A 20381-nucleotide genomic window follows, 5' to 3' on the forward strand; every position below is an offset into this window, starting at 1 on the left:
AGGTCACCTTTATGCGTCAACGAAGCCGGTAATTTGGGAAACACGGGAGAGATCGATATTGCCGCCGGAAATAATGCAGACGGTTTTTCGACCCTGAATATAGTGGTCAAGCTTGCCGCTTAATAACGCGGCACAGGCCAGCGCGCCGGCACCTTCCGTCACCACTTTATTTCGCTGAATAAGCGCGATCATGCTGTCGCGAATGTTGTCTTCGCTGACCAGCACAATGTCATCAACCAGCTCGCGAACAATTTCGAACGGTAAATTACCGGGGCGAGAAACGTCACAGCCGTCGGCCAGCGTGCCACTAACGCGATGGCTGATTATTTCCCCAGCCTGATACGATGCCGCCATGCCGTGAACATTTTCTGACTGCACGCCGATGATATTAATGGTGGGGTTAATGGATTTAATTGCCGTCGCAATCCCGGCAATTAAACCGCCGCCGCCGATAGGCACAATAACGTTATCCACATCGTATAAATCTTCGAGAATTTCCAGACCGATGGTGCCCTGCCCGGCGATCACTTTGGCGTCATCGTACGGCGGAATAAAAATGCGCCCTTCCATCTCGACGATTTCGCTGACTTTGGCAATGGTGTCGTTGAAGTTCTCGCCGTGCAGCACCACTTCGGCGGAGTAGTCGCGCGTCGCGGCCACCTTAGACTTCGGCGCGCCCATCGGCATCACCACTTTGCCGTCGATGCCAAGCATCGCGCAGGAGAGGGACACACCCTGCGCGTGGTTTCCCGCGGAGCAGGCGACAACGCCTTTGCGTTTTTCAGCGTCGGTCAGCGAGCTTAACTTGTTAAACGCGCCGCGGATCTTAAACGAGCCGGTACGCTGCATGTTCTCAAACTTCAGGAATATTTCGCCCTTGCAGCGTTCGCTAAGATAATTCGAGCGCGGCATACCTGTTTTATATATTTTTCCTGCCAGTCGTTTTCTGGCGTCCTGAATATCTTCAATCGTTACCGGGAGATCGTAGGTAATATGCATAATATCCTCGTTATAATAATTCATTCTTTTCGGGCAAAGTCAGGGTATCAGAGCGTTACAGAGATAAGCTCTGGGTGTTTTTAAAATGATTACTTATTATTCATCGTCGTCTTTCGATATTCATCGACGAATACTGTTTTGCCAGCTCAACTAATACTGACGCCGATTTTTTAATCCTGTAATTTTTTGACCACACGGCGGCATAACGCGCCACGGGTAATTCATCTTCTACGGGCAGCACAATAAACTGGTCAGAACCGAACGGCGCAATCATGTCGCGGGGAATGACCGTCAGATAATCGGCATTCAGGACAAGGTTATAAATGGTGACGACAGAATCGGTCTGGACGATGTTTTCGATGCTGATGTGGTTGTCTTGCAGGGTGGTCAGAAGTTCTTTGTAGTAGCCCATATCGGTTTGCGGCATCACCCACTGCTCGTGCGTGAGCGATGCCAGTGTCGTCGGGCCGGTGCACGTTCGCGTTTTGCTGGCGACCAGCACAAACTCGGACTCAAACAGCGGTTCGACGTGCAGATCCTGCAGCAGCATTTCATCACTCAGCGTGCCGATAGCGAAATCCAGACGACCGTCGCGAATAGCCGGAAGGAAAGAGGAGAGCTGGGCTTCATACATCGAGACGCGTGCTTTCGGGAACACTTCCTTGAATTTTTTGATCATCTCGGACAGGAAGGTAAAGCCGATCAGCGACGGGTAGCCAAAGGAGACGTCCATAACGGTACTGAAGCTCAGGCTGTTAATCTCACTCACCATGTTTTTCATTTCGCGGGTGATCGACTCAGAGTACGAGAGCAGAACCTGGCCCGCGGCGGTGAGTTTTACGCCGGTGTTTTTACGCACCATCACTTCCACGCCGAAGTAGGACTCAATATCGCTGATGATTTTGCTGACGGCGGGTTGCGTCAGGCCAAGCTGTCTTGCTGCAGAACCTATGGAGCCACTTTTAATGACTTCCTGAAATACCACGAGGTGCTGTGTTTTCGGTAGAATAATAGTGTTCATAATATTCTGCGCTTATTTCCCTATGACGGAGCGGATTCTACCTAATAGTGTTTAAGGGGGTATGTGCTGTCACTCACAATTTGCTTTTTCGCACGCTTCACAGGAACAACGAAAACCAAAAAATGCATTTATTATCAATAAGATAAATAAATACAACCACACCATTACGCTGATATCGATCAATAAAAGCAGTAGTAATAAATTTATTTTATGGCGATAACCTTGATAAATTTTTCAGCGTTAAAAAAATCAATAAAGACGATCTTTCAGGCAATTAAAGACCAATAAATAACCGCTATTTGCTTGAAACATTCTTTCAATTTATTAAATTTTTCCGATGCGAATTTTCAGGTTTGCGGAAAAGAGTGGAATGCGTCACATATTCACGGGAGAAATGTATTTGATTTCAATATATGCATATCAAACGAGAAAAGATTCTCGATCATATAGGTAACAAACATAACAAATTATCAATACTGAAAATCACCTGTTTTTTAGCGTGAAATTTTGTGATGGCGATCGTCTACAGATGCAGGAGCGATACGGAAGGGATAAAAACAGTGAAATGTGCTTAATGTCGCAAATATGAGAATTGATGTCGTTTGTCCGGCGCTGCGCTTACCCATCCAGCATCACCCGGAAAGCAAAAACCCCGCCGAAGCGGGGTTTTTTAAGAAGTTGAAGCTGACCGATAAGCCGGGTTCTGTCGTGGACAGTCATTCATCTAGGCCAGCAATCGCTCACTGGCTCAAGCAGCCTACCCGGGTTCAGTACGGGCCGTACCATGTGAACCCCTATTTGGCCTTGCTCCGGGTGGAGTTTACCGTGCCACGGACTGTTACCAGCCGCGCGGTGCGCTCTTACCGCACCCTTTCACCCTTACCTGATCCCGCTTGCGCGGGCCATCGGCGGTTTGCTCTCTGTTGCACTGGTCGTGGGTTTCCCCCCCAGGCGTTACCTGGCACCCTGCCCTATGGAGCCCGGACTTTCCTCCCCTCCGCCCGTCTCCCCCGAAAGGGACGACGACGAAGCGGCGACTGTCTGGTCAGCTTCGGCGCGCAGTATAGAGGGTTTGCGCGCCGCTGTCACCCTCAGGTGTGGGCAAGGCGTGATTAACGCGCCACTTCCACCTTCGCCAGTTTTTCGTAGTAGCACGCAATCGCGCTGTGATCGGCCGTGCCCAGGCCATCGGCACGCAGCGCCTGCATCATCTCCATGACCGCCGCGGTCAGCGGCAGCTGCGCGCCTACGCCGTGTGACGTATCCAGCGCGTTCGCCAGATCTTTAATGTGCAGGTCGATGCGGAAACCGGGTTTGAAATTACGATCCATGATCATCGGCGCTTTGGCATCCAGCACGGTACTGCCCGCTAGACCGCCGCGAATGGCCTGGTAGACCAGATCCGGGTTGACGCCCGCTTTGGTTGCCAGAGTCAGCGCTTCGGACATGGCGGCAATGTTCAGCGCCACAATCACCTGGTTTGCCAGCTTGGTCACGTTACCCGCCCCGATGTCCCCGGTATGCACCACGGAGCCCGCCATGGCTTTCATCAGGTCGTAGTATCTATCGAAAACGGCTTTATCTCCGCCGACCATCACCGACAGCGTGCCGTCGATCGCTTTCGGCTCACCGCCGCTGACCGGCGCATCCAGCATATCGACGCCCTTCGCTTTTAACGCCTCGCTGATTTCACGGCTTGCAAGCGGCGCAATAGAACTCATATCAATCAGCACCAGGCCCAGCTTCGCACCGTCGATAATGCCGTTCTCACCCAGCGCAACCTCTTTAACATGCGGGGAGTTGGGCAGCATGGTGATGATGACATCGCACTGCTCGGCAATGGCCTTCGCGGTGGTGGCCGTTTCAGCGCCCGCCGCTATCACCTCTGCCACGGCCTGCGGATTGTGATCGGATACCACCAGTGAGTAACCCGCTTTGATGAGGTTCTTACTCATTGGTTTACCCATGATCCCCAGGCCAATAAAACCCACTTTCAGCGTCATAATCTGTTTCCTCAATGATGGTTATTTTTTAAAAGCGTCGGCTAATTTCTGCGTGGCCGAGCGGAATACGCCGAGGTCGCTGCCGACGGCAACAAACGTGGCTCCCCACTCCAGATAGCGACGGGCGTCAGCCTCAACCGGCGCCAGAATGCCGCACGGTTTGCCGTGAGCTTTAGCGCGGGCAAAGATGTGCTGGATCGCGCGCTGCACGTCAGGGTGGCTGGCGTTACCCAGATGGCCAAAAGCGGCCGCCAGATCGCTTGGGCCGACGAAGATACCGTCCACGCCGTTTGTGGCTGCAATCGCGTCAACGCTATCAACGCCCTGCTGGCTCTCGATCTGAACCAGAATAGTGATGTTGTTATTGGACTGCGCGAAGTAGTCCGGCACGGTGCCAAACATATTGGCGCGATGCGAAACGGAAACGCCGCGGATCCCTTCAGGCGGATAGCGCGTTGAGGCTACGGCCAGGGCCGCTTGTTCTTCCGTCTCCACAAACGGGATCAGGAAGTTGTAGAAACCGATATCCAGCAGGCGCTTGATAATTACCGGCTCGTTAGTTGGCACGCGCACTACCGGGGCGCTGAGGCTGCCTTTCAGCGCCATCAGCTGCGGAATAAAGGTGCTGATATCGTTCGGCGCATGTTCGCCGTCCAGCACCAGCCAGTCGAACCCGGCCAGGCCCAGCACTTCGGTGCTGATTGGGTTTGCCAGCGCGGACCAGCAGCCAATCTGAATCTGGTGTGCCGCGAGGGCCGCTTTAAATTTATTCGGGAAGATATCGTTACTCATCATATTTACCTTTTTAATTCGCAGCCTATATCAGCATCATTTTATTTATTCAGACACCGCACCAGCATTATATTTATTATTCCGACGTATTTTGGCGTTATAAAATCGTCATTCAGTATAAGACGCAATCCACGACCGCACATTGTTTTAATGCTCAAGTATTGCGTTACACTTCGATAAATTTTTTTGCATATGCACAAGGCGCTGGGCGCTAATGCACAGAATCAGGCATTACTGGTTCTGGAGCGATCGCGATCACATTTTCATATCCCCTATGCTGACATGCTTTATTTCTGAAAGCCGCGTATTTATTTCTACCATTAGAAAATTGGCTGAATTTATTATCAGACACTTTGCTGGAGAATACTGAACAATGGCCGACATTGAAATTCGACAGGCATCGCCGACGGCGTTTTATATAAAAGTCCACGACACCGATAATGTGGCGATAATTGTCAACGACAATGGCTTAAAAGCGGGCACCCGCTTTCCGGACGGGCTGGAACTGATTGAGCATATTCCACAGGGACATAAAGTCGCCCTGGTGGATATCCCTGCTAACAGCGAAATCGTACGTTACGGTGAAGTCATCGGCTATGCCGTTCGCTCTATACCGCAGGGAAGCTGGGTTGAGGAGTCGCTGGTGGCGCTGCCGGAAGCGCCGCCGCTAAACACGCTTCCGCTGGCGACCCGCGTGCCGGAACTGCTTCCTCCGCTGGAGGGCTATACCTTCGAAGGCTACCGCAACGCGGACGGCAGCGTCGGCACCAAGAATCTGCTCGGCATTACCACCAGCGTGCACTGCGTGGCGGGCGTAGTGGATTATGTGGTGAAAATCATCGAGCGCGACCTGCTGCCGAAATACCCGAACGTCGACGGCGTGGTGGGCCTGAACCACCTCTACGGCTGCGGCGTGGCGATTAACGCCCCCGCTGCCGTGGTGCCTATCCGTACCATCCACAATATCGCCCTGAACCCGAACTTTGGCGGCGAGGTGATGGTCATCGGTCTGGGGTGTGAAAAATTGCAGCCAGAGCGCCTGCTGCAGGGCACCGAAGATGTCAAAGCCATTCCGGCAGACGAGGCCAGCATCGTGCGCCTGCAGGACGAACGCCACGTGGGTTTCCGCTCAATGGTCGACGATATCCTGCAGGTGGCTGAACGCCATCTGGACAAGCTCAACAAGCGCCAGCGCGAAACCTGCCCCGCGTCTGATTTGGTGGTGGGCACCCAGTGCGGCGGCAGCGATGCCTTCTCCGGCGTAACGGCCAATCCGGCGGTGGGCTATGCGTCCGATCTGCTTGTCCGCTGCGGCGCCACGGTCATGTTCTCCGAGGTAACCGAAGTGCGTGACGCCATCCATCTGCTCACGCCACGCGCCGTTAATGAAGAGGTCGGCAAGCGCCTGCTTGAGGAGATGGCCTGGTACGATAGCTATCTCGATATGGGCAAAACCGACCGCAGCGCCAACCCGTCTCCGGGGAACAAAAAAGGCGGCCTGGCAAACGTAGTGGAAAAAGCACTCGGGTCGATTGCCAAATCCGGACAGAGCGCGATTGTGGAAGTGCTTTCTCCGGGCCAGCGCCCGACCAAACGCGGCCTGATCTACGCGGCAACGCCGGCCAGCGATTTCGTCTGCGGCACGCAGCAGGTGGCGTCCGGCATTACGGTACAGGTCTTTACCACCGGGCGCGGCACGCCGTACGGCCTGATGGCGGTGCCGGTGATCAAGATGGCGACCCGTACCGAGCTGGCAAACCGCTGGTATGACTTAATGGACATCAACGCGGGCACCATCGCCACCGGAGAAGAGAGCATTGAGGACGTGGGCTGGAAACTGTTCCACTTCATTCTGGATGTCGCAAGCGGGCGGAAGAAAACCTTCTCCGACCAGTGGGGGCTGCATAATCAGCTGGCGGTGTTTAACCCGGCACCGGTGACGTGATTTTTCGCACCACATCTATCCCGCATTTAGGTAACCCGCCGGACACGCCGCAAACCTTCCAGGTTGAGGCGATACCTGTTGGCTAAAAGACGCATAACGATCTGCAGGCCGGGTTAGGCGCAGCCGCCAACCGGCAAAACAGGCGGCAGGGGCTTACTCCCCCTGCTGCTCCAGCGCATGCTTATACAGCGCATTTTTCTTCACGCCGTGAATTTCCGCCGCCAGCGCAGCGGCCTTCTTCAGCGGCAGTTCCGCTTGCAGCAATGCCAGCGTGCGCAGCGCGTCGGCAGGGAGCGCGTCTTCCTGAGCCTTATGCCCTTCGACGATCAGCACCATTTCACCCTTGCGGCGGTTTTCGTCTTCCTTCACCCACGCCAGCAGTTCACCCACTGGCGCACCGTGAATGGTTTCCCAGGTTTTGGTCAACTCGCGCGCCAGCACCACGTAGCGGGCTTCTCCCCACACGGTCACCATATCTTCCAGGCTCTCCAGCAGGCGGTGCGTGGATTCGTAGAAAATCAGGGTGCGCGGTTCCGCTTCCAGATCTTTTAACACGTCACGGCGGCCTTTGGATTTGGCAGGCAGGAAGCCTTCATAGCAGAAACGGTCAGACGGCAGACCCGCGGCACTCAGCGCAGCAATGGCGGCACACGGCCCCGGCAGCGGCACAACGCGAATACCGGCTTCACGACAGGTACGCACCAGGTGATAGCCGGGATCGTTGATCAGCGGCGTACCGGCGTCGGAGACCAGGGCAATGTTCTGCCCCTCTTTCAGCTTCGCCACCAGCGTTTCGGCTTTTTGTTGCTCATTGTGATCGTGCAGAGCAAACAGACGGGCGTTAATCGCGAAATGTTGCAGCAGCAGGCCGGTGTGGCGGGTATCTTCAGCAGCAATTAAATCAACAGCTTGCAGTACGGTGAGCGCACGTTGGGTAATATCAGACAAATTCCCGATAGGAGTAGGTACAATATAAAGCTGGCCTTGAGAATTATCTGCCGTTTCGTGTTGTTTCATTGTTTCGTCCGTATTGCCGATTTAATATTGAGCATTGCATAAAAAAATCACTGGATACAGTATGGTACCGTTAACGTTTCTTCGAAAAAAAGCCACGCGCAGCGTGCCGCTTCTGCTGGCAGCCCTGATCTTTGCAGGCTGTGGCACCCAGGCACCTGACCAGAGCACCGCCCATCTTCAGGGGTCTGCTCAGGCTGATTCTGGCTTTTATCTGCAACAAATGTCGCAGAGTTCAAATGATACCAAGACCAACTGGCAATTACTCGCCATTCGTGCACTGCTGAAAGAGGGTAAAACCCAGCAGGCAGCCGAACTGTTTAACCAGTTGCCAAAAGATCTTAACGACGCCCAGCGTCGTGAGCAGAGCCTGCTCTCTGCCGAGCTGAAGGTCGCGCTGAAAGATTACGCCGCCGCGAAGAAGATCCTCGGTGACATTGACGTGAGCGCGCTGGATAAAAATCAGCAGGCTCGCTTCTGGCAGGCGGGCATTACCGCTGAGCAGGGGCGCCCTTCCCTCACGCTGCTCCGCGCCCTCGTCGCGCAAGAGCCGCTGCTCGGCGGTGCCGATATGCAAAAAAATATTGATGCCACCTGGCAAGCGCTTGCCTCGATGACTCAGGAACAGGCGCAGGCTCTGATCATCAACGCCGATGAAAACGTCCTTCAGGGCTGGCTGGATCTGCAGCAGATGTGGTTTAACAACCGCAGCGATCCAAAGATGCTGAAAGCCGGTATTACGGACTGGCAGACGCGCTACCCGCAAAACCCGGGGGCGAAAATGCTGCCAACCCAGCTGGTAAACGTACAGAACTTTAAACCAGCGTCCACCAGCAAAATTGCCCTGCTTCTGCCGCTCAACGGCCAGGCGGCGGTGTTCGGCCGTACCATTCAGCAGGGCTTTGAAGCCGCGAAAAACGGTACCACTTCGGTAACCGGCAGCGCGGTTCCCGCGCAGGCGGCCCAGGCGGCTAACGTGAATGATGTGGTCAGCCCGTCCGCAGCGGAGACCAGCGATCTGACCACGGCGCAAGCGCCGGCGCAGGGTACGATGCAAAACCCGGTGACGGCCCCGACGACGCCTCCGGCTACAGCTGCACCGGCTGCGGCAGCCCCGGCTACTACAGCACCTGCTACTCAGGCTCCGGCCGAGACGCAAGCGGCACCAGCACCTGAAGCGACAGCAGAACAGCCACAACAGCAGCCTGCACAACCCGCGGCCCAGCCTGCTGCGCAGCCGCAGGCCGTGGCAACCACCAGCGCCAATCCGGGCGCTGAGGTGAAAATTTACGACACCAGCTCGCAGCCGCTTGACCAGGTTCTGGCGCAGGTTCAGCAGGACGGGGCGAGCATCGTTGTCGGTCCGCTGCTGAAAAACAACGTGGAAGAGCTGATGAAGAGCAATACCACGCTGAACGTGCTGGCGCTCAACCAGCCTGAGCAGGTTCAGAACCGGGCCAATATTTGCTACTTCGCGCTTTCCCCTGAAGATGAAGCCCGCGATGCGGCGCGCCATATTCACGAGCAGGGTAAACAGGCTCCGCTGCTGCTCATCCCACGCAGCGCGCTGGGCGATCGCGTGGCCAACGCCTTTGCCGATGAGTGGCAGAAGCTGGGCGGCGGCGTGGTGCTGCAGCAGAAATTCGGTTCCGTCTCTGAACTGCGCGCGGGCGTAAACGGTGGAGCGGGTATCGCGCTCAACGGCAGCCCTGTCACCGCGAGCCTGCCGCAGCAGCAGGGCGTGACGATTGGCGGCCTGACGATCCCTGCCCCGCCTACCGACGCGCAGATTAGCGGTGGCGGTAAAGTGGATGCGGCCTATATCGTTGCCACGCCGCAGGAGATCGCCTTTATCAAACCGATGATCGCGATGCGTAACGGCAGCCAGAGCGGCGCAACGCTTTACGCCAGCTCACGCAGCGCGCAGGGCACCGCAGGCCCGGATTTCCGTCTGGAAATGGACGGTCTGCAGTACAGCGAAATTCCGATGCTGGCAGGCAGCAACCCGGCGCTGATGCAGCAGGCGCTGAGTACCGTACGTAACGATTATTCGCTGGCGCGTCTGTATGCGATGGGTGTCGATGCATGGGCGCTGGCGAACCACTTTACCCAGATGCGTCAGGTGCCGGGCTTTGAGCTTAACGGCAACACCGGCGATCTGACCGCGACTCAGGACTGCGTGATCAACAGGAAGTTATCATGGCTCAAATACCAGCAGGGGCAAATCGTCCCGGCCAGTTAAGCCGTAAAGAGACCGGCGATGCGTGGGAGTTAAAGGCGCGTCGCTGGCTTGAAGGCAAAGGACTGCGCTTTATCGCCGCTAACGTCCGCGGGCGCGGCGGCGAAATTGATCTGATCATGAAAGAGGGTCAGGTCATCGTGTTTGTAGAAGTCCGTTTTCGACAGTCCTCCCGTTTTGGCGGTGCTGCCGCCAGCGTGACGCTCGCCAAACAACATAAATTATTACAGACTGCCCACTTGTGGCTTGCCCGCCATAATGGGAGCTTTGATACTGTGGATTGCCGGTTCGATGTGATAGCCTTCACCGGAAATGAGATCGAATGGCTTAAAAACGCTTTTGGCGAAGACGCATAATTAAGATTTAAAAGGGATAACGTGCTCGAAAGAATTAAAGTGTGCTTCACAGAAAGCATCCAGACTCAGATTGCCGCGGCGGAAGCCCTTCCGGATGCTATCTCGCGTGCCGCAATGACGCTGGTGCAATCCCTGCTTAATGGCAACAAAATCCTCTGTTGTGGCAACGGCACGTCAGCCGCCAACGCACAGCATTTTGCTGCCAGCATGATCAATCGCTTTGAAACAGAACGCCCGAGTTTACCCGCCATTGCACTTAATACCGATAATGTGGTCTTAACGGCGATTGCTAACGATCGTCTGCATGACGAAATTTACGCAAAGCAGGTGCGAGCCCTGGGTCATGCGGGAGATGTGCTGCTGGCCATCTCCACGCGCGGCAACAGCCGGGACATTGTCAAAGCCGTTGAAGCCGCCGTCACCCGCGACATGACCATCGTGGCCTTAACCGGCTATGACGGGGGTGAGCTGGCGGGTCTGCTTGGGCCGCAGGATGTGGAAATCCGCATTCCTTCTCACCGAAGCGCGCGTATTCAGGAGATGCATATGCTCACGGTGAACTGCTTATGTGATTTGATCGATAACACGCTTTTCCCTCACCAGGATGATTAAGGAGTTCTTATGAAGGCTTTATCGACCCTCGCAGTCCTTATGTCTGCATTACTGCTTCAGGGATGTATCGCTGCGGCCGTTGTGGGTACCGCCGCGGTAGGCACCAAAGCGGCAACCGATCCACGCACCGTGGGGACACAGGTGGATGACGGTACGCTGGAGCTGCGCGTCAACAGTGCGCTGTCGAAAGACGAACAAATCAAGAAAGAAGCGCGTATCAACGTGACGGCTTATCAGGGCAAAGTGCTGCTGGCAGGCCAGGCGCCAAATCTGGAGCTCGCCTCGCGTGCGAAACAGATTGCGATGGGCGTCGAAGGGACCACAGAGGTGTTTAACGAAGTGCGCCAGGGCAAGCCAATTGGCCTGGGTGACGCCTCTTCCGATACCTGGATCACCACCAAAGTGCGTTCCCAGCTGCTGGGCTCGGACCAGGTGAAATCCTCCAACGTGAAAGTGACGACTGAAAACGGCGAAGTGTTCCTGCTGGGTCTGGTGACCGACCGTGAAGGGAAAGCGGCGGCGGATATCGCCAGCCGGGTGAGCGGCGTGAAGCACGTCACCACCGCGTTTACTTACATCAAATAAAAAAAATCCCCTCGCTTGAGGGGATTTTTTTGTAGGCCCGGTAAGCGCTAGCGCCACCGGGCTTTTTTTACATCAACGCAATACTGCCCACAATCACCCCGCTCAACGCCACCAGCCCTGCGGTCAGCCACAGCGCTTTCGCCGGGAACGACTTACGCAGCATGATGAGCGACGGCAGGCTGATCGCCGGCAGAGTAATCAGCAGCGCCAGCGCCGGCGCGGTGCCCATACCGGCCAGCATCATGGTCTGAACAATCGGGATTTCCGCCGCCGTTGGGATCACAAACAGGCAGCCCGCAACGGCCATCGCAATGACCCACATCAGCGTGTTGTCGATAGCGCCATCCGCATGCGGGAAGAGCCAGACGCGCGCCGCCCCCAGAACCAGTACCGCCAGGATATAGACCGGGATGGTGCTCCAGAAAAGCTGCCAGAGCGCCCTGCCCCAGCGCGCAAAGAAGCCACCCTGCGGTTCGCTGACGTCCAGCTCAACGGCTGCGGGTTCTGCGGCAGTATCCTTCACCAGTTTTTGCACCAGCGTCGCCACCACCAGCACGGTCAGCAGCCCGGCGACCAGACGGATGAACGCAAAATGCCAGCCCAGCACAAAGCCCATAAACACCAGCGTTGCCGGATTGAGCAGCGGGTTCCCCATCCAGAACGCCAGCGCGCCGCCCATCGACACGCGCTGACGGCGCATCCCTGCAGTCACGGGCGCGGCGCAGCAGGAACACATCATCCCCGGCAGGGAGAAAATCGTCCCCAGCAGCGTGCCCTGAAAGCGCGGCTGCCCAAGGGTTTTCACCAGCCAGTTACGGGGGATAAGCACCTGAATCAGCGAGCCCAGAATGACGCCTAAAACGGCGGCCTTCCAGACGGCAAGGAAGTAGACCATGGCATAGTCCCACGCCGCCTGCAGCGGGCTGGAATCAGCCTGAGCGAGAATAGATTTACCGATGCTGTGCGTTTCGGCGGCGGTGAAGGCTTTGCCGTAGTACGGCTGCCATTTCACGTACCAGAGGCCCACAATGACCACGAGAAAGAAGAGTGCGGGCTTCCACCACTGAACAGGTGTTGCCGCCTGAGATGAAGACTGACCAGTCATAGCATTCCCCGGAGAGTATTAGGTTATTAGCCGGGGGAGTTTACGCCTCGCCCTGCGCGATTTCACGCAGTTTTGCCGAAGGGATAATGTTAACACCCGCTTTCGACGGGGCCAGCCCCTCTTTTAGCATCGCGCGCGCGACGTCCCGCGCCTCGATGGATTTCCAGTTGCCGGGAAGAATGCGAAACAGCGGGGCAAATATCGACTCGTTAAACCGGCGTTCATCCCGGTGGCCGATCAGCATCGAAGGGCGCACAATCGTCAGCTGCTCCCATTTCTGCGCAATCAGCGCATCCTCCATCTTGCCCTTCACCTTGTTGTAGAAGAAAGGCGATCCGGCACTGGCGCCGAGCGCGCTGACCACCAGAAAATGTTTGGCCCCCAGCTTTTTCGCCGTGAGCGCGGTATCCACCACCAGCGTGTAGTCGGCGTGGATAAAGGCCTCTTTGCTGCCCGCCTCCCGCCGCGTGGTGCCCAGACAGCAAAAGGCGATATCAATGGGATCCTGCACCTGCGCCAGCGCGTCGGTCAGCTGAGGATCGTGCGGATTAAAGACGCCGGATAAGTCCGCCAGCGGTCGACGCGTCGGGGCGGCGATATAGTTCACGCGGCGATCCTGAATCAGCAGCCGCAGCAGATGATCGCCCACTAACCCGGTAGCACCCGTAATCAATACCTGACTCATCTTTTCCCCTTTACAGAATTGTCCGTTTGCGAACTCAGCGTCGTCGACCACACTTAGAAGTCTGTTAAAGGTAAGTATTTACCACAAGCGGAGAAAAATCAGTCTGAAGCCAAAACAACGGAGGAAGCATGGGCAAGAAAATCGCAGTCTTGATTACCGACGAGTTTGAAGATTCAGAATTCACCTCTCCAGCAGAGGCGTTCCGCAAGGCGGGACATGAGGTCATCACCATTGAGAAAGAGGCGGGTAAAACGGTGACAGGCCATAAGGGCGAGGCGACCGTGACCATCGATGAAACCATCGATAACGTTAGCCCCTCAGATTTCGACGCTCTGCTGTTACCCGGCGGCCATTCCCCGGATTCCCTGCGCGGGGACGAGCGCTTCGTGACCTTCACGCGGGATTTTGTCTCGACCGGCAAACCGGTCTTTGCCATCTGCCACGGCCCGCAGCTGCTCATCAGCGCAGAAGTGGTCCGCGGGCGAAAGCTTACCGCCGTGAAACCGATCGTTATCGATCTGAAAAACGCGGGGGCCGAGTTTTACGATCAGGAGGTGGTCAACGACAAAGACCAGCTGATCACCAGCCGAACCCCGGACGATCTCCCGGCGTTTAACCGCGAAGCGCTACGCCTCCTCGGCGCGTAACCAGTGCAGCTTCTTGCCAAAGCCCAGGGTGTTGTCGGTAAATTTCAGCTCATCGAGGCGGATTTCCCACACCGGGGCTTTTAGCGCAGCGGCAACGGGAAAGCGGCGCGTGTAGAGCTTACGGCGCGCGTCGCTCTCTTCACCATCCAGACGACGGATCTCCCCTTTAAACTGCACGCCGCGGATCAGCGCGACCGTTTTCGGCTGGCCGTTTACCGTGCCTGCCACCTTTGCCTGCTGGCCGGTCATCTGCGCATGACGCGTTTTGTCTTCACTCATGACATAAAAAGCCACGCGCTCAGGGTCATAGTAGTAAAACGCATTTGCGCACCACATCTCACCCTCGTCACAGACGCACCAGGTGACAACATGCTGCTTCGCCAGCCAGCGGTTAATGGCGGCCAGTGTTTCCATTTTCGTTCTCTCTCATGCTATGGTGCGTTCACCTTAACATACTGAATCCGTTTACCGTGTGCTGGTTTCTCTATCTTGTCCGAACCGCTGATAACGCCCTCTACACCGGGATCACCACCGATGTGGCGCGGCGTTTTTTACAACATCAAACGGGGAAAGGGGCAAAAGCGCTGCGGGGGAAAGGGGAATTACAGCTCGCCTTCTCAGCGGCCGTCGGCGACCGATCGCTGGCGCTCAGGCTGGAATACCGTATCAAGCAGCTGACGAAGCGCCAGAAAGAGCGCCTCGTGAACGGAGACGGCTCCTTTGAGGCGCTGCGCGAGAGCCTGATTAAAAGCGATTGAAATGGTCGTGATACTCGACCAGGCCATTGACGCCGTTGAGCGCGTCGTCCGCCAGTCGATGGACCTGGAAAGCAGATTCCGTACCCGGCCAGCGACAGCGCAGATCGTAATGCGCGGCCTGCTCAAAGCCTAAACGGCCATAGAACGCCGGATCGCCCAGCGTGACCACGGCGGCATAGCCAAACTCGTTGAGCGAGTCCAGCCCTTCATAGACCAGCTGGCGCGCCAGACCTTGCCCGCGATAGCTTTCATCTACCGCCAGCGGCGCCATGCCTACCCACTGCAGCTCTTCTCCCTGGACGATGACCGGACTGAAGGCAACATAGCCCACCACCTGACCTTCGTCATCGGTGGCAACCAGCCCCAGCGTAATCAGGCCGTCTTCGCGGAGGTCGTGGACCAGTTGGGCTTCGGCATCGCTCGCAAAGGCGCGGCGTAACAACGCATCGATCCCCGGCGCATCAATCCCAATTTCGACTCGAATCAGCATGGCTCACCTACTGAAGTGTGTTTACCGTCCGGCGGGGTTTTCAGCCCGGCCTCAACGAAATCTGCCATTTGCATTAACATCACGCGCAGCGCTTTTGGCATCTGCTCCAGCTCAATGGCATCCATTAAATTCTTCACGTACAGGCCCAGCTCCGTGTCGCCTTCAATTACCAGACGGCGCTGGAAGAAGAGCGTATCCGGATCCTGCTTGCGCGCGGCGATCATCAGCAGATCGCTGGCGTTGGCGCTAAAGCTCACATCCGCGTCGGCGGATTCGCGTACGATCAGCTGGTCATTCTCAACGGAGGTAAACCAGCGCAGCCCGATGTCACGCACCTCAATGCTTAACCAGCGGCCTTCCAGGAACTCCAGCTCGCCGTCCTGCAGCGCCTGGCGGAACTGCCAGCTCAGGACCTGCTCCAGCACCTGGCGTTTAAGCGCGAACGGTGCCAGCTTGACCGGCACGCTCAGCATTGATGGACCAAATTGTACGAGACGTGAACGCAGTTTATCCAGCACGAGCTTTACTCCCTGATATCTATAGTCCTGCTATTTTGCCATATCCGAAGCGCAACATAGCGGCGTAAATCAACAAACCGTCGTCAGCCGTACCTCATTATTGGTGTCATCAATACGCCATTAGCTGCCTTAAATCAAAAATTGTCGCGTATGGGTTAATTAAAATCCCAGCTCGTTAACAATTTTGCGATCGACTACATCAGGATAAATTATGGAGCTGCTCTGCCCTGCCGGAAACCTTCCGGCGCTTAAGGCGGCCATCGAAAATGGGGCCGATGCGGTCTATATCGGGCTGAAAGATGACACCAACGCCCGCCATTTTGCTGGCCTCAACTTTACGGAGAAAAAGCTTCAGGAAGCCGTTAACTTCGTTCACCAGCACCGCCGCAAGCTGCATATTGCCATCAATACCTTTGCTCATCCTGACGGCTACGCCCGCTGGCAGCGCGCGGTGGATATGGCAGCACAGCTGGGTGCCGATGCGCTGATCCTGGCCGACCTCGCCATGCTTGAGTATGCGGCAGAACGCTATCCCCATATTGAGCGCCACGTCTCTGTTCAGGCATCTGCCACCAACGAAGAGGCGGTGCGTTTTTACCATCAACACTTTGACGTGGCCCGCGTGGTGCTGCCGCGCGTGCTCTCTATTCATCAGGTTAAGCAACTCGCGCGCGTCACGCCAGTACCGCTGGAAGTTTTTGCCTTTGGCAGCCTGTGCATCATGGCCGAAGGCCGCTGCTATCTTTCCTCTTATTTAACCGGTGAATCGCCGAATACCGTCGGGGCCTGCTCTCCTGCCCGCTTTGTTCGCTGGCAGCAGACCCCGCAGGGGCTGGAGTCTCGCCTGAATGAGGTGCTGATTGACCGCTACCAGGACGGGGAAAACGCCGGTTATCCCACCCTGTGTAAAGGCCGCTATCTGGTCGACGGCGAGCGCTATCACGCGCTGGAAGAGCCGACCAGCCTCAACACGCTGGAGCTGCTGCCGGAACTGCTGGCGGCCAATATTGCCTCGGTGAAAATCGAAGGCCGCCAGCGCAGCCCGGCCTATGTGAGCCAGGTCGCGAAAGTGTGGCGTCAGGCCATCGACCGCTGCATGGCGGACCCGCAGAACTACGCTCCACAGCAGGCCTGGATGGAAACGCTTGGTTCGATGTCCGAAGGCACGCAAACCACGCTTGGCGCGTATCACCGTAAATGGCAGTGAGAAAATCATGAAATATTCATTAGGACCGGTGCTCTACTACTGGCCAAAAGAGACGCTGGAAGATTTTTACCAACAGGCCGCGACCAGCAGCGCCGACGTGATTTACCTCGGCGAAGCGGTGTGCAGCAAGCGCCGCGCCACCAAAGTGGGCGACTGGCTGGATATGGCGAAAGGCCTGGCCGGCAGCGGCAAACAGGTGGTGCTCTCCACGCTCGCGCTGGTGCAGGCGTCTTCCGAACTGGGCGAGCTGAAGCGCTACGTCGAAAACGGCGAGTTCCTGCTGGAAGCGAGCGATCTGGGCGTGGTGAACATGTGCGCTGAACGCAGGCTGCCGTTCGTCGCGGGTCATGCCCTCAACTGCTACAACGCCGTCACCCTGCGCCTGCTGCTCAAACAGGGGATGACCCGCTGGTGCATGCCGGTGGAACTCTCCCGCGACTGGCTGGCTAACCTGCTTAACCAGTGCGACGAGCTGGGCATTCGCAATCAGTTTGAAGTGGAAGTGCTGAGCTACGGCCATCTGCCGCTGGCCTACTCCGCCCGCTGCTTCACCGCGCGCTCGGAAGACCGCCCGAAAGACGAATGCGAAACCTGCTGCATCAAGTACCCGAACGGACGCAGCATGCTGTCGCAGGAGAATCAGCAGGTGTTTGTCCTCAACGGTATTCAGACCATGAGCGGCTATGTCTATAACCTCGGCAACGAGCTGGCGTCGATGGACGGGCTGGTGGATATGGTTCGTCTGTCGCCGCTGGATACCGGCGTGTTCGCGATGCTGGACGCCTTCCGCGCCAATGAAGACGGCGCCGCGCCGCTGCCGCTGACGGCAAACAGCGACTGCAACGGCTACTGGAGACGGCTCGCCGGGCTGGAGCTGCAGGCGTAAAAAAGGCTCACTTTGTTAACAACGGTTATCATTATTTAATGCAGTATTAAAGATTGACCGTCGACAAAGTGAGCTGTTATGACTGACAAAACCATTCCGTTTTCGGTGCTGGATCTGGCGCCGATCCCACAAGGCTCCTCGGCAAGAGAAGCCTTTTCGCACTCTCTCGATCTCGCTCAGCTGGCCGAAAAGCGTGGCTATCACCGCTACTGGCTGGCCGAACATCACAACATGGTGGGCATCGCCAGCGCCGCGACATCGGTACTGATTGGCTATCTGGCTGCAAATACCACCACCCTGCACCTGGGCTCCGGCGGCGTAATGCTGCCAAACCACGCCCCGCTGGTGATTGCCGAGCAGTTTGGCACCCTGAATACCCTCTATCCTGGGCGTATTGATTTGGGTCTTGGTCGTGCACCCGGCAGCGACCAGCCAACGATGCGCGCCCTGCGCCGCCATATGAGCGGCGATATCGACAACTTCCCGCGCGACGTGGCCGAGCTGGTGGACTGGTTCGACGCGCGCGATCCGAACCCGCACGTGCGCCCGGTACCGGGCTACGGTGAGAAGATCCCGGTGTGGCTGTTAGGCTCAAGCCTCTACAGCGCACAGCTCGCCGCACAGCTGGGGCTGCCGTTTGCCTTCGCCTCGCACTTCGCGCCGGATATGCTGCATCAGGCGCTGCATCTTTACCGCACGAACTTTAAACCGTCCGAGCGTCTGGAGAAGCCGTACGCGATGGTGTGTATCAACATCATTGCCGCCGACAGCAATCGCGACGCGGAATTCCTGTTCACCTCAATGCAGCAGGCGTTTGTGAAGCTGCGCCGCGGTGAGACGGGCCAGCTTCCACCACCGGTGGAGAATATGCATCAGCTGTGGTCCGCCTCCGAGCAGTATGGCGTGCAGCAGGCGCTGAGCATGTCGCTGGTAGGCGATAAATCGAAAGTGCGCCACGGGCTGGACGCGGTGCTGCGCGAAACGCAGGCGGATGAGATTATGGTTAACGGCCAGATTTTCGATCACCAGGCGCGTTTGCATTCGTTTGAACTGGCGATGCAGGTGAAAGAGGAACTGGTGGGGTAGTTTTTTGCTTTTCTCCCTCTCCCTATGGGAGAGGGCCGGCGTGAGGGGTTCAAACCGCACGTTTTACTGATAAACGGGCAACAGGTTAAAACTCGACAGCACGTGTACCAGTGCGTTACCAACGCCGAATACCAGAATCAGCGCAATCATCGGCTTACCGCCCCAGACGCGGAATTTCGGGCTGCCGAAGCGTTTACGTGATTTGCGCGCCAGCAGCGCCGGCACAATCGCCGCCCAGATAGTTGCCGCCAGCCCTGCATAGCCGATGGCGTACAGGAAGCCGTTCGGCCACAGCAGGCCACCCACAATCGGCGGCAGGAAGGTCAGCAGCGCGGTTTTTAAACGCCCCATCGCAGAATCATCAAAGCCGAACAGATCCGCCAGATAGTCAAACAGGCCCAGCGTCACGCCCAGGAAAGAGCTCGCCACCGCAAAGTTAGAGAAGATAACCAGCAGCAGATCCAGACTGCGGCTGTTCAGCACGCCGCTCAGCGCCTGCACCAGCACGTCGATGTTACCGCCCTTCTGGGCAATGCCGATAAATTCCGGACGCGGGATGTTGCCCATCGTCCCCAGCAGCCAAATCACATACAGACCCAGCGCCAGCAGCGTGCCGTAGACCAGACACTTCACAATGGTGCGGGGATCTTTGCCGTAGTACTTCATCAGGCTCGGCACGTTACCGTGGTAGCCAAACGACGCCAGACAGAACGGCAGCGTCATCAGCAGGTACGGCGTGTAGGAGGTGTTCACTTCGGCGACGTTAAACAGCGTGGCGGGCGTCACGTGCCCCAGCAGGCTGCCGAAGGTCAGGAAGAAAGTGATGACCTTCGCGCCTAATACGATCGCCGTCATGCGGCTCACCGCTTTGGTACTCATCCAGACGATAAACGCCACAGCCAGCGCAAAACACAGCCCTGCCAGACGCGCCGGAACGTTCATCGACATCTCCGAGAAGGTATGGTGCAGAATCGAGCCGCTCGCTGAAATGTACGCGTAGGTCAGGATATAGAGCACAAACGCGATGGACAGGCCGTTCACCAGGTTCCAGCCTTTGCCCAGCAGATCTTTGGTGATGGTGTCGAAGCTGGAGCCAATGCGGTAGTTCAGGTTTGCTTCAAGGATCATCAGCCCGGAATGGAGCATGCAGAACCAGGTAAAGACCAGCGCCGCCAGCGACCAGAAGAACCACGCACCGGACATGACCACTGGCAGGGAAAACATCCCGGCACCAATGATGGTTCCGCCGATGATCACCACGCCGCCAAGCAGCGAAGGTGACGTTTGGGTGGTGGTTAGTGTCGCCATACAGCCTTTTCTCCAGTCAATCATGCGGTTCTGCATTTTAATGCGACGCACTGTACCAGTACAAGAGTACAAAAGGAATAAAAAAAGCCCCGATAGTGTGTATCGGGGCTGTATATTTTACTTTA

General features: G+C 56.7%; 21 protein-coding genes and 1 other RNA gene. 10 read left to right on the forward strand and 12 right to left on the reverse strand.

All coding sequences use genetic code 11. The features are described from left to right. Positions 1–9 precede the first annotated feature (9 nt). The 5 genes from tdcB to garL all read right to left on the reverse strand — a co-directional run bounded on the left by tdcB (position 10) and on the right by garL (position 4815). Positions 10–999 (reverse strand): bifunctional threonine ammonia-lyase/L-serine ammonia-lyase TdcB, encoded by a 990-nt coding sequence (gene tdcB / locus LBF07_RS08680; RefSeq protein WP_033147079.1) that lies wholly within the window; start codon positions 997–999, stop codon positions 10–12. A 100-nt stretch (positions 1000–1099) separates the two neighbouring features. Beyond that, positions 1100–2020 (reverse strand): transcriptional regulator TdcA, encoded by a 921-nt coding sequence (gene tdcA, locus LBF07_RS08685; RefSeq protein ID WP_008501504.1) that lies wholly within the window; start codon positions 2018–2020, stop codon positions 1100–1102. A 676-nt stretch (positions 2021–2696) separates the two neighbouring features. Continuing rightward, positions 2697–3073, reverse strand: an RNA gene (rnpB, locus tag LBF07_RS08690) — RNase P RNA component class A. A gap of 59 nt (positions 3074–3132) precedes the next feature. Beyond that, entirely contained in the window at positions 3133–4023 is an 891-nt protein-coding gene (gene garR / locus LBF07_RS08695; protein ID WP_094934459.1) for a 2-hydroxy-3-oxopropionate reductase, read from the reverse strand. A 21-nt stretch (positions 4024–4044) separates the two neighbouring features. Next, a complete protein-coding gene (gene garL, locus LBF07_RS08700; protein ID WP_039260444.1) occupies positions 4045–4815 on the reverse strand; it encodes a 2-dehydro-3-deoxyglucarate aldolase in 771 nt (256 codons plus the stop codon). 373 nt (positions 4816–5188) lie between these two features. Here garL and garD point away from each other — a divergent pair, with 373 nt between their 5' ends. Further along, a complete protein-coding gene (gene garD / locus LBF07_RS08705; RefSeq protein ID WP_094934460.1) occupies positions 5189–6760 on the forward strand; it encodes a galactarate dehydratase in 1572 nt (523 codons plus the stop codon). Between the two features lie 153 nt (positions 6761–6913). Here garD and rsmI read toward each other — a convergent pair whose 3' ends face one another. Then, positions 6914–7777 carry a 16S rRNA (cytidine(1402)-2'-O)-methyltransferase gene (gene rsmI, locus LBF07_RS08710; protein WP_023309315.1) on the reverse strand — a complete coding sequence of 288 codons (864 nt, stop codon included), beginning with the start codon at positions 7775–7777 and terminating at the stop codon, positions 6914–6916. 61 nt (positions 7778–7838) lie between these two features. Here rsmI and LBF07_RS08715 point away from each other — a divergent pair, with 61 nt between their 5' ends. Genes LBF07_RS08715 through dolP form a run of 4 tightly spaced genes read left to right on the forward strand, consistent with a single transcriptional unit; the run spans position 7839 to position 11566 of the window. After that, positions 7839–10016 carry a penicillin-binding protein activator gene (locus LBF07_RS08715; protein ID WP_094934461.1) on the forward strand — a complete coding sequence of 726 codons (2178 nt, stop codon included), beginning with the start codon at positions 7839–7841 and terminating at the stop codon, positions 10014–10016. Continuing rightward, a complete protein-coding gene (locus tag LBF07_RS08720) occupies positions 9974–10369 on the forward strand; it encodes a YraN family protein (RefSeq protein WP_025756731.1) in 396 nt (131 codons plus the stop codon). Before LBF07_RS08715 ends, LBF07_RS08720 begins: the two co-directional genes overlap by 43 nt. A gap of 21 nt (positions 10370–10390) precedes the next feature. Continuing rightward, positions 10391–10981, forward strand: coding sequence for a DnaA initiator-associating protein DiaA (diaA, locus tag LBF07_RS08725; protein ID WP_003861754.1), 591 nt, complete (start codon positions 10391–10393; stop codon positions 10979–10981). A 9-nt stretch (positions 10982–10990) separates the two neighbouring features. Then, positions 10991–11566 carry a division/outer membrane stress-associated lipid-binding lipoprotein gene (dolP, locus tag LBF07_RS08730; RefSeq protein WP_029739641.1) on the forward strand — a complete coding sequence of 192 codons (576 nt, stop codon included), beginning with the start codon at positions 10991–10993 and terminating at the stop codon, positions 11564–11566. Between the two features lie 67 nt (positions 11567–11633). On the opposite strand, the gene LBF07_RS08735 is transcribed toward dolP, so the two are convergent. Further along, positions 11634–12671, reverse strand: a complete 1038-nt coding sequence (locus tag LBF07_RS08735; RefSeq protein ID WP_094934462.1) for a permease — start codon at positions 12669–12671, stop codon at positions 11634–11636. Between the two features lie 40 nt (positions 12672–12711). After that, positions 12712–13356, reverse strand: coding sequence for an NAD(P)H-binding protein (locus LBF07_RS08740; RefSeq protein WP_033146736.1), 645 nt, complete (start codon positions 13354–13356; stop codon positions 12712–12714). A 128-nt stretch (positions 13357–13484) separates the two neighbouring features. Here LBF07_RS08740 and LBF07_RS08745 point away from each other — a divergent pair, with 128 nt between their 5' ends. Then, positions 13485–14003, forward strand: coding sequence for a type 1 glutamine amidotransferase domain-containing protein (locus LBF07_RS08745; RefSeq protein ID WP_023333577.1), 519 nt, complete (start codon positions 13485–13487; stop codon positions 14001–14003). On the opposite strand, the gene LBF07_RS08750 is transcribed toward LBF07_RS08745, so the two are convergent. Next, entirely contained in the window at positions 13983–14417 is a 435-nt protein-coding gene (locus LBF07_RS08750; protein ID WP_048974680.1) for a YhbP family protein, read from the reverse strand. The two genes, LBF07_RS08745 and LBF07_RS08750, sit on opposite strands and share 21 nt — an antisense overlap. Positions 14418–14431: 14 nt before the next feature. Here LBF07_RS08750 and LBF07_RS08755 point away from each other — a divergent pair, with 14 nt between their 5' ends. Continuing rightward, the gene (locus tag LBF07_RS08755) at positions 14432–14761 is read left to right on the forward strand and encodes a GIY-YIG nuclease family protein (RefSeq protein WP_112778141.1); all 330 of its coding nucleotides are present in this window, start codon (positions 14432–14434) and stop codon (positions 14759–14761) included. On the opposite strand, the gene LBF07_RS08760 is transcribed toward LBF07_RS08755, so the two are convergent. Next, positions 14748–15251: a GNAT family N-acetyltransferase gene (locus LBF07_RS08760; protein WP_023309324.1), complete on the reverse strand. Its 504-nt coding sequence runs from the start codon at positions 15249–15251 to the stop codon at positions 14748–14750. The two genes, LBF07_RS08755 and LBF07_RS08760, sit on opposite strands and share 14 nt — an antisense overlap. Continuing rightward, a complete protein-coding gene (locus tag LBF07_RS08765) occupies positions 15245–15769 on the reverse strand; it encodes an SCP2 domain-containing protein (RefSeq protein WP_029739636.1) in 525 nt (174 codons plus the stop codon). The genes LBF07_RS08760 and LBF07_RS08765 overlap by 7 nt, the downstream gene beginning before the upstream one ends. Before the next feature lie 211 nt (positions 15770–15980). On the opposite strand from LBF07_RS08765, the gene LBF07_RS08770 reads away from it, so the two are divergent. The 3 genes from LBF07_RS08770 (at position 15981) to LBF07_RS08780 (ending at position 18948) form a co-directional block, all read left to right on the forward strand. Beyond that, the gene (locus tag LBF07_RS08770; RefSeq protein WP_023309326.1) at positions 15981–16976 is read left to right on the forward strand and encodes a peptidase U32 family protein; all 996 of its coding nucleotides are present in this window, start codon (positions 15981–15983) and stop codon (positions 16974–16976) included. A 7-nt stretch (positions 16977–16983) separates the two neighbouring features. Then, positions 16984–17862 (forward strand): U32 family peptidase, encoded by an 879-nt coding sequence (locus tag LBF07_RS08775; protein ID WP_033146738.1) that lies wholly within the window; start codon positions 16984–16986, stop codon positions 17860–17862. A 78-nt stretch (positions 17863–17940) separates the two neighbouring features. Continuing rightward, positions 17941–18948 carry an LLM class flavin-dependent oxidoreductase gene (locus tag LBF07_RS08780; protein WP_047060267.1) on the forward strand — a complete coding sequence of 336 codons (1008 nt, stop codon included), beginning with the start codon at positions 17941–17943 and terminating at the stop codon, positions 18946–18948. Positions 18949–19011: 63 nt separating this feature from the next. Here the strand turns inward: LBF07_RS08780 and mtr are convergent, their stop codons facing one another. Further along, complete coding sequence (gene mtr / locus LBF07_RS08785; protein ID WP_048974688.1) at positions 19012–20256, reverse strand: tryptophan permease; 1245 nt, start codon at positions 20254–20256, stop codon at positions 19012–19014. Between the last annotated feature and the right edge of the window lie 125 nt (positions 20257–20381).

The organism is Enterobacter cloacae complex sp. ECL352 (genome assembly GCF_020149545.1).
GTDB lineage: Bacteria > Pseudomonadota > Gammaproteobacteria > Enterobacterales > Enterobacteriaceae > Enterobacter > Enterobacter asburiae_B.